The sequence below is a fragment of the Paraburkholderia sp. SIMBA_027 genome, from assembly GCF_046535315.1.
GTDB lineage: Bacteria > Pseudomonadota > Gammaproteobacteria > Burkholderiales > Burkholderiaceae > Paraburkholderia > Paraburkholderia tropica.
The window spans coordinates 1-228 of record NZ_JAWRWY010001777.1 but is presented as its reverse complement, the minus strand read 5'-3'; the positions used below and the strand labels follow the sequence as shown (position 1 = coordinate 228).

General features: G+C 65.4%; 1 pseudogene. It reads left to right on the top strand.

The annotated features are described in order from the left end of the window. Nucleotides 1-228 (top strand): annotated as a pseudogene (locus SB764_RS45275) (LysE family translocator); the annotation flags it as partial.

The following is a 228-nucleotide window of genomic DNA, read 5'->3' as shown; positions in this document are numbered from 1 at the left end:
CTGTTCTTCGTGGCCCTGGTGCCACAGTTCGTCAGCCCCGAGGCCGCCCTTCCCGTTCCGGTCCAGTCGGGCCTTTTGGGCCTGACGTTCGTCATTCTTGCCGGCTTGGTTTACACCGGCGTGGCCATGACATCGCGCAAGCTGCTGGCCTCACGGCCCGGCGCGGCACGTGTGGTTACCCTGTCCAGCGGCATCATCATGATGGGTCTGGGCGCGGTGTTGCTAGCC